The 8,817-nt window shown below is 66.3% G+C and carries 6 protein-coding genes and 1 pseudogene; 4 read left to right on the forward strand and 3 right to left on the reverse strand.

From position 1 onward, the window contains the following. The 3 genes from AC3WK8_RS31740 to AC3WK8_RS31750 form a co-directional block, all read right to left on the reverse strand. Positions 1 to 1,397: efflux transporter outer membrane subunit (locus tag AC3WK8_RS31740; RefSeq protein ID WP_103327149.1), on the reverse strand; the 1,397-nt coding region annotated here is incomplete at its 3' end. Beyond that, entirely contained in the window at positions 1,381 to 2,547 is a 1,167-nt protein-coding gene (locus tag AC3WK8_RS31745; RefSeq protein WP_103327138.1) for an efflux RND transporter periplasmic adaptor subunit, read from the reverse strand. The genes AC3WK8_RS31745 and AC3WK8_RS31740, both read right to left, overlap by 17 nt. After that, positions 2,537 to 5,758 (reverse strand): efflux RND transporter permease subunit, encoded by a 3,222-nt coding sequence (locus AC3WK8_RS31750; RefSeq protein ID WP_103327140.1) that lies wholly within the window; start codon positions 5,756 to 5,758, stop codon positions 2,537 to 2,539. The genes AC3WK8_RS31745 and AC3WK8_RS31750 overlap by 11 nt, the downstream gene beginning before the upstream one ends. A gap of 222 nt (positions 5,759 to 5,980) precedes the next feature. On the opposite strand from AC3WK8_RS31750, the gene AC3WK8_RS31755 reads away from it, so the two are divergent. The 4 genes and pseudogenes from AC3WK8_RS31755 to AC3WK8_RS31770 all read left to right on the forward strand — a co-directional run. Then, positions 5,981 to 6,391 carry a PA0061/PA0062 family lipoprotein gene (locus AC3WK8_RS31755; RefSeq protein ID WP_103327142.1) on the forward strand — a complete coding sequence of 137 codons (411 nt, stop codon included), beginning with the start codon at positions 5,981 to 5,983 and terminating at the stop codon, positions 6,389 to 6,391. Between the two features lie 123 nt (positions 6,392 to 6,514). Further along, a pseudogene (locus AC3WK8_RS31760) lies at positions 6,515 to 7,514 on the forward strand (PDDEXK nuclease domain-containing protein). Positions 7,515 to 7,614: 100 nt separating this feature from the next. Then, positions 7,615 to 8,055, forward strand: coding sequence for a carboxymuconolactone decarboxylase family protein (locus AC3WK8_RS31765; RefSeq protein ID WP_103327144.1), 441 nt, complete (start codon positions 7,615 to 7,617; stop codon positions 8,053 to 8,055). Between the two features lie 2 nt (positions 8,056 to 8,057). Continuing rightward, a partial coding sequence (locus tag AC3WK8_RS31770) for a sigma-70 family RNA polymerase sigma factor (protein ID WP_103327146.1) occupies positions 8,058 to 8,817 on the forward strand: 760 nt, incomplete at its 3' end.

Below are 8,817 nucleotides of genomic sequence, written 5' to 3' on the forward strand. Positions count from 1 at the left end.
CCCCCACCCAACGCCACCACCAACCCCACACTCGCCTGCAACTCCCTTGTCCGCACCGCCTGCAACCCCCGCTGGGCCTGCAAGGCCGCGGTCTGCGCAGTGACCACATCCAGATAACTCACTGCCCCCGCTTGATAGCTGTTCATCGCCAGGGACTGGGTGTGCAGCGCCGCATTCACCGCCGCCTGCTGATCCAGCGCTTCCTGGCGCAAATCCCGTAGTTGCCCCAGGTTGTCTTCCACCTCGCGCACCGCTCGCAGCACTTGCCCACGGTAATGGGCGGCGGCCTCTTCAAACTCGGCATGGGCCTGGCGTTCATTGGCGCTCAGTCGTCCGCCATTAAAGATCGGCAGGTTCACCAAGGGCCCCAAGGCCCAATAACGATTGCCCGCCGACAGCAGATTACCTACGCCCTGGGTTTGCCCACCGAGCATGCCGGTCAGGCTGAAATTCGGGTACCAGGCCGCTCGCGCCACGCCGATGCCGGCATTGGCGGCGAATACCCGGCGTTCGGCGCCGGCGATGTCCGGCCGGCGTTGCAGCAGGCTGCTGGGCAGTTGCCGGGGGACTTCCGGCAGGCCCAGCAGTTGTTCCGAGGGCGCCAGGCGGAACTGGCTGGCCGGTTCGCCCACCAGCTCGCCGATGGCGTGTTCCGTGAGGTTGCGCTGGGCCCGGACTTCGTCCAGGTCGGCCTCGGCATTGGCCAGCTGGCTCTGGGCCCGGGTCAGGTCCAGCTCCGAGGCGATCTGCCCCTGGTAGCGGTCACGGGTCAGTTGCAGGGCCTGGCCGTAGTCCTCCAGGGAGCGGCTGAGAATCCGGCTTTGCGCGTCCAGGCCGATCAGCTGCACATAGAGCGATGCCAGCTGGCGTTGCAGGCTCAGGCGCGCCGCCGCCAGGTCATCACCGGACGCCTGGGCCTGGGCATCGCCCGCCAGCGCCTGGTTGCGCAGCCGGCCCCAGAGGTCGAGGTCGAAATCCAATGTAAAGCCCGCGCTGTTGCTGTTGTACACCGAGGGTTGGCTGCCGCCGCGCAGCGGTCGGCTGTCCGATTGGCGCTGGCGCAAGGGCTGGGCGCTGGCGCTGATCTGCGGGAACAGCCCGGCATGCAGCTGGCTGGCGTAGGCCTGGGCGCCGTCGTAGTGGGCCAGGGCCGCGGCGAGGTCCGGGTTAGCCTGGAGCAGGCGCTGTTGCAGGTCGTCGAGTTGTGGGTCGTGGTAGAGCCGCCACCAGTGCGCGTCGAGGACCTGGGGCGTGGCCGGGTGCCAGGGCCCGGCGGCGCTCTGTTCACGAAACTGCGCTGGCAACGCCACCTCCGGCGCCTGGTAATGCGGCGCCAGGGAGCAGCCGTGCAGCGCCAGCAGCACCAGCGCGGCGAGGGGCTTAAGCCTTGGGCACATGGGCACCTCCGGCGTCGGCCAGTTGCACCAGGTCGCCTTCGCGCAGGGCATCGGGCGGGTTGTCGATGACCTGATCCGTGGCTTGCAGGCCCTGGTCGATCACCAGGCGGTCGCCCAGGTCCAGGCCGATATGGATGCTGCGCAGGTGCACGTGTTTTGCGCTGTCGATGAGCGCCACCTGAGTGCCCTGGGCGCGGAAGATCAGGGCGCTGGCGGGGATGCTCAGGCCATGGGTGTCGGCCGCCAGCGCCAGGCTTGCTTCGGCGTAGTCGCCAGGATGCAGGGCACCGTCGGGGTTGGCGGCGACGAACTGCGCCAGCAGCGTGCCGGAGCGCGGATCGATGGCGGTGGAGTCGCCCACCAGTTGCGCGCTGAACTGCTGGCCGGGGTGCTCGGGCACCGTCAGCCGGGCCGTGAGGCCGGGGCGGATCACGCTGGCGTAGTTCTGCGGAATGGGCACGTACAGCCGCAGCTTGTGGGTATCGGACAGGTCGAACAGTTGCGGAACGCTGTCGTCGTCGGCCTTGATCAACTGGCCGATGTCGGTGTGGCGGGCGGTGAGAGTGCCGGCGAACGGCGCACGAATGGTCTTGTAGCCCTCCAGCGCCGAGAGCCGCGCATAGTCGGCGGCGGCCGCTGCGGCACTGGCCTGGGCGGCGGTGGCGTTGGCGCGTTTTTCGTCGGCTTCCTGGCGCGATACCGAGTGGCTGGCCACCAGGTTCTGCCAGCGCTCGGCGGTGGTCTGCGCCAGCCGCGCGGTGGCTTGCTGCTGGAGCATCCGTGCCCGGGCCTGGGCCACTTGCTGGTCCAGGTCGGGGCTGTCGATATGGGCCAGCACCTGGCCGGCGGCGACCTGGGTGCCGATGTCGGCGCTCCAGTCCTTGAGGTAGCCGCTGACCCGGGCGTGGATCGGCGCCTTGCTCCAGGCTTCCAGGTGGGCCGGCAGGCGCAGGCTGTCGCCCTGGGCGTTGGGTTGTGGTTGCACCGCCAGCACTTGGGGCACGGCGGCGGTTTCGGTCCAGGCGGCGACGGCCCGCTCATGCCGGGTGCGCGCGGCCAGGCCGCTGGCCACCAGCAGGGCGGCCAGGCTCAAGCCGCCGATGCCCAGCAGCATCAGGCGTTTGCGCGAAGGGGTGTGGTCAGGCGACATGGGTGGTTTCTCCAGCGACAGCGGGGTGGGAACGGCGACCGTGGACCAGGCTGAAGACCACGGGGACGAAGATCAGGGTGGCGACGGTGGCCAGCAGCAGGCCGCCGATCACCGCCCGGCCCAGGGGCGCGTTCTGCTCCTCGGGCAGGGCCAGGGGCAGCATGCCGATGATCATCGCCAGGGCGGTCATGCACACCGGGCGAAAGCGCGTGTAGCCGGCTTCCAGGGCGGCCAGCAGGGCATCGCCGTGTTCCGCCAGGCGCTCGCGGCAGAAGCTCACCACCAGGATCGAGTTGGCGGTGGCCACCCCCATGCACAGGATGGCCCCGGTCAGCGCCGGCACCGACAACGAGGTGCCGCTCAAGAACAGCATCCAGACGATGCCGGCCAGGGCCGCCGGTAGCGCGCTGATGATCACCAGCGGGTCGAGCCAGGATTGGAAGTTGACCACGATCAGCAGGTAGATCAGCACCACCGCCCCCAGCAGCCCCAGGCTCAGGCCGCTGAAGGCCTGGTGCAGGGCATCGATTTGCCCGTGCAGGCTGACCGTGGCGCCCTTGGGCCGCAGGGTCGCGGCGTCGTCCAGCACCTGTTGCATGTCGTGGGCCACGGCGCCCAGGTCGCGGCCCTGGACGTTGGCGTACAGGTCCAGGGTCGGCTGGATGTTGTAGTGGCTGACCACCGCCGGGCTGTCAACGCGGGAGATATTCGCCAGGCCACCGAGGATCTGCGCCTGGCCGTTGCTGCCGGTGACCGGCAAGGCCTCCAGGGCTGGCAGGCTGTCCAGGCGGTACTGCGGGGTGGCGGCGACGATGGAGTAGGACACGCCGTTCTTCGGGTTGAGCCAGAAGGTCGGCGCCACCTGGGAGCTGCCGGCCAGGGAGGCGACCATGCTGTTGGTCACGTCGCGCTCGGTGATCCCCAGGCCGTTGGCCCGCAGGCGATCGACCTTGACCGCCAGCGACGGATAGCCGGTGGACTGCTGCAGGCGCAAGTCGGCGATGCCCGGCACGTGGCGCAGGCGCCGTTGCAGCTCCAGGGCATAGGCGCGGTTGGCCGCATCGTCAGGCCCGGAGATCTTCACGTCCAGCGGGGCCGGTGCGCCGAAATTGAGGATCTGGCTGCTGATGTCCGCCGGCAGGAAGGCGAACTGGCTACCGGGGAAACTCTCCGGCAAGGCCTCGCGCAAGCGCTTCACGTAATCGGCGGTGGGGGCGTGGCCGGGCTTGAGGGTGACCTGGATATCGCCATCCTGGGGGCCGATGGTGCCGCTGTTGCTGTAGGCCATGTCGATGCCGCTCAGGGGGATGCCGATGTTGTCGATCACGCTGTCCAGCTCCTCGGGCGGGATCACCTCGCGGATCCGCGCTTCGATGCGGTCGAAGGCCGCCGCGCTTTCCTCGATCCGCGTGCCCAGGGGCAGGCGCACATGCAAGGCCAGGGCCCCGGCATCGGTGGCGGGGAAGAAGTCCTGGCCCAGGCTCGGCAGCAGGGCGAAGGAGGCCAGCACACAGGCCAGAAAACCCAGGAGGAACGGCCGACGCCTGGCCAAGGCCAGTCGCAGCAGGCCGTGGTAGGTGTCGCGCACATTGGAAAAACGCCGCTCGAAGCCTTGTTGGAACCCCAGCAGGGCGCGCACCAGGGCATGCCGGGGCGGGGCGTGCTGCTCGCCTTCGTGGTGGTTGATGAAGGCATCTTCCGGGTGATGGCCAGGGCCGGCTTCCGGCACGTGGGGCTTGAGCAGGTACAGGGCCAGGGTCGGCACCAGGGTCCGCGACAGCAGGAAGGAGCTGGCCATGGCGAAGATCACCGCCAGGGCCATGGGCCGGAACAGGTAGCCGGCGATGCCCTGCAGCAGGAACATCGGCACGAAGACGATGCAGATGCACAGCAGCGAGACGAACGCCGGGCCGACGATCTGTTTGGCGCCGTCGAGGATGGCCTCCTTGACCGTCTTGCCCTGTTCCAGGTGCCAGTTGATGTTCTCGATGGTCACCGTGGCGTCGTCCACCAGAATTCCCACCGCCAGGGCCAGGCCGCCCAGGGTCATGACGTTGAGGGTCTGGCCGCTGGCGGCCAGCAGGGCGATGGCGGCGAGCACCGCCAGGGGAATCGAGGCGGCGATGATCAGGGTCGAGCGCCAACTGCCGAGGAACAGCAGGATCATCGCGCTGGTCAGCAGCGCGGCGATGATGCCCTCCTGGGCCACGCTGCCCACCGACTGCTTGACGAACACCGAGGCGTCGCCCAAGAGCGAAGTCTTCAGCGCTGGCGGCAGGGTCTCATCGATGCGCGGCAGCATCTGGCGGATGCCGTCGACGATGGCCAGGGTCGAGATATTGCCGTTCTTCAGGGCCGGCATCAGCACCGCGCGGTGGCCGTCGACCCGCACGATATTGGTCTGCGGCGGCGAGCCGTCACGCACGTGGGCCACCTGGCCGATGGTGATCAAGGCGCCGTCGACGGTCTTGATCGGCAGGTCGTTGAGCTCGTCGATGGCGCTCGGGCTGTTGTTCAGCAGCACCGTGTATTCATTGCCACCCAGCTTGGTGGTGCCCACCGGGATGATCTGGTTCTGCGCCGCCAGGGCGTTGCCCACGTCCTGGGCGGACAGGCCCTTGGCCGCCAGCGCCTGGGGATCGAGGTCGAGGGTGATTTGCCGCTGCTTGCCGCCCATGGGCGTGGGCATCGCCAGGCCCGGCAGGGCGCTCAGGGGCAGGCGGATATTGTTCTGCACCAGGTCGCGAATCTTCGCTTCGGACAGGGTCGGGCTGGAAAACGCCATCTGCAGAATCGGCACCGTCGAGGCGCTGTAGTTGAGGATCAGCGGTGGGGTGATGCCCGGCGGCATCTGCTTGAGCACCGTCTGCGACACCGCGGTGACCTGGGCGTTGGCGGTGCGGATGTCCACCCCCGGCTGGAAGAAGATCTTGACGATCCCCATGCCCGGCAGCGACTGCGACTCGATGTGCTCGATATCGTTGACCGTGGTGCTCAGCGAGCGCTCGTAGGTGTAGATCACCCGGCCGGCCATGGCGTCCGGCGACAAGCCGTTGTACTGCCAGACCACCGCCACCACCGGGATGCCGATGTCCGGGAACACGTCGGTGGGCGTACGCAGGGCTGCCAGCGGCCCGATGATGCAGATGAAGATCGCCAGCACGATAAACGTGTAGGGCTTGAGCAGAGCGGTCTTGACCAGCCCGAGCATGGGGTGGACCTCCGAGACGGAAACGAGGCTCGGCAGTCTCCGGCGACCCACCTAACACGCGGCTTTCAGCCAGGTGAAGGAAGTTTTAGGTTGGGCCTTAACTTTCCTTCATGGGGATTCATTTGTCCTCGTTGCCGGGCCTCGACAAGCTGGATGGCAATCCGGCGCGGCTGGCGTTTGCGGTCGCACCCCGTGTTCCTTCTCACTGCCGAGGTACCTGCCATGAATGCCAAACCGCTGCTGCTGATTCCCGCCCTGAGCCTGGTGCTGGCGCTTTCCGCCTGCGCCGGCCCGATGCCCAAGGCCGACCCCAACGACGCCTGGATCAGCCTCGAGGAAGAAGCCCCCAGCGACCTGATGGCCGAACGCGTGGACGGCAAGAACGTCGACGACGGCCGCTACTTCCAGGTCCGCCCCGGCGCCCACCGCCTGGACGTGACCGTATTCGAAGACAGCACCGGCGACTCCAACCAGCAAGACTGCAACGGGCATGTCAGCTACAGCGGCTTCAAGGCCGGCGAGCATTACAAACTGGTGGAATCGACCCTGGGCACCGAAGTGCGGGCGCGGCTGTATAACGGGCAGGGCAAGCAAGTGGCCAGTGCGAGTGGGTTCAGGTGTATGCCGGGGTGACGGCGCCTCTGGCACTGCGCAAACCAGGACATTTCGCTCAATAGAAATAGAAGCGGCTGACTGCACGTTCAGGGAGGGAGGTCCAATGATGAGGACCTGAATCCTTCAAGCGGAGCCCTGTTTATGACTCAACCCGCCGGAGCCAAGCCGACTTCCACCGATGCGGCCTTCAGCGAAGTGGCGCAAATGATCGCCGCCGCGCGCCAACGCGCGGTGCGGGCGGTGAATACCGAGCTGCTGGAGTTGTATTGGCAGGTCGGTGCCTATATCAGTCGCAAGATCGAGACGGCGGAGTGGGGCGATGGGGTGGTGCCGCAACTGGCGGATTATCTGGCGCTGCAGCAGCCGGGGCTGCGAGGGTTTACCCGGCGCAACCTGTTCCGCATGCGTCAGTTCTATGAGGCTTATCGAGACGAGGAGAAAGTGTCAGCACTGCTGACACAATTATCCTGGACCCAGAACCTGATCATTCTTGCGCAAGGAAAACGCCCAGAAGAGCGCGAGTTTTATCTGCGCATGACAATCCAGGAACGGTGGTCAACCCGGGAACTGGAGCGCCAGATCAAATCAGCCCTCTTTGAACGCTCGCTGACCCGCCCGGCAAAAGTCTCGACAGCGTTGAGACAATTTCATCCCGAGGCGCTACAGGTGTTCAAGGATGCCTATGTGGTGGAGTTTCTCGACCTGGCCCAGGGGCATAACGAAGCCGACTTGCATCAAGGGCTGGTGCGGCAACTCAAAGACTTTCTGATCGAAATGGGGCGTGACTTCTGCTTTGTCGCCTCGCGCTATCCCCTGCAAGTCGGCGGGCGCGATTTCGTGCTGGATTTGCTGCTGTTCCACCGCGGACTGAATTGCCTGGTGGCCATTGAGCTCAAGGTCGGGCGTTTCGAACCTGAATTTCTACCTCGAGGCCCTGGACCGCCAGGTGCGCAAACCCCATGAAAACCCGGCCCTGGGCGTGTTGCTCTGCGCCAGCAAGGACGATGAGGTGGTCGAGTACGCCCTCAACCGCTCACTCTCACCGGCCTTGATCGCCGAGTACCAGACCCAACTGCCGGACAAGAAGCTGCTGCAGGCCAAGCTGCATGAGTTTTATGCGCTGAATCCTCAGGTGGATTGAATCGCGTTATCGGCGCCCGAATTATTTTTCCGCCACCCCGTCACAACCCCCCCGGCTGGCCCGTCATGTCGATGTATCCCTCAATTAACGGAGCCACCCCATGACATCCAGCCACCCCACCCAAGCCGTCAACCTGCTGCAAACCATCCCCGAGATCTTCGAAAGCCTGGGCCAGGTTCACGGCCTGATCGACGCCCATGGCCTGGATCGCAAGCTGCATCACCTGGTGGTGCTGCGTGCCTCGCAGATCAACCAGTGCGGCTTCTGCGTGAAGATGCACACCCGCGAAGCCCGGGAAGACGGCGAAAGCAACGAGCGTCTGGACCGCCTGGTGGTCTGGCGCCACGTCAGCGACTTCAGCGCCGCCGAACGCGCCGCCCTGGCCTGGACCGAAGCCCTCACCGTGCTGCACGAAGACACCGACTTCGGCCCGCTGCGCGCGGCCCTGCGCGAACATTTCAGCGACGCGCAGATCGCCGCCTTGACGGCCGATATCGGCATGATCAACCTGTGGAATCGCATGCAGGTGTCGAGGCACTGAGGATGGATCGAATCGATGACGCGACGGTGTTCGCAAGCCGTCGCAGCTTCCTGCTGGGCCTGGCCTACCGCCTCCTTGGCTCCCGCGCCGAAGCTGAAGACGTGGTGCAAGACCTGTTCATCAAATGGCTGGAGGCCGACCAGGCCTCCATCGCCAACCCCGCCGCCTGGCTGACCACCGCCTGCACCCGCCACTGCATCGACCTGCTGCGCTCCGCCCGCCGCGCCCGGGTCGACTACATCGGCACCTGGCTGCCGGAACCGATCCACACCCTGCACCACGACTCCCCCGAACAGAGCCATGAACTGGCCTCGTCGCTGTCCACCGCGTTCCTGCTATTGCTGGAACGCCTGACGCCCAAGGAGCGCGCTGCCTATCTGCTGTATGAAATCTTTGACCTGGACTACTCACAAGTAGCCGCGGCCCTCGATGTTCAGGAGGCCACCTGCCGCAAACTGGTGTCCCGTGCCAAGGCCAGCCTGGGTAATGCCCAGGTCCGCCACCAACCGGAACCGTCCCGCCAGCAGGAACTGCTGAGTGCCTTTCATGCCGCCATCGCCAGTGGGTCGACCCAGGGGTTGGCGGCGTTGTTGTCCGAAGACGTTGAGCTGTGTGCCGATGGTGGCGGCAAGGCCAGCGCCATTCGCGAGACGCTGTATGGGCTGGAGGCGGTGCTGGCGTTTGTGGGGGAGTCGTTGAGCCGGTACTGGCGGGAGTATCAGTGGCAGGAGGTGGAGATCAATGGTGGGCGTGGGGTGGTGT

This window comes from Pseudomonas sp. FW507-12TSA, from assembly GCF_058781435.1.

Coding starts and splice junctions, on each gene's coding strand:
- AC3WK8_RS31745 (WP_103327138.1), bottom strand. CDS start 2,547: ATGTCGCCTGACCACACCCCTTCGCGCAAACGCCTGATGCTGCTGGGC.
- AC3WK8_RS31750 (WP_103327140.1), bottom strand. CDS start 5,758: ATGCTCGGGCTGGTCAAGACCGCTCTGCTCAAGCCCTACACGTTTATC.
- AC3WK8_RS31755 (WP_103327142.1), top strand. CDS start 5,981: ATGAATGCCAAACCGCTGCTGCTGATTCCCGCCCTGAGCCTGGTGCTG.
- AC3WK8_RS31765 (WP_103327144.1), top strand. CDS start 7,615: ATGACATCCAGCCACCCCACCCAAGCCGTCAACCTGCTGCAAACCATC.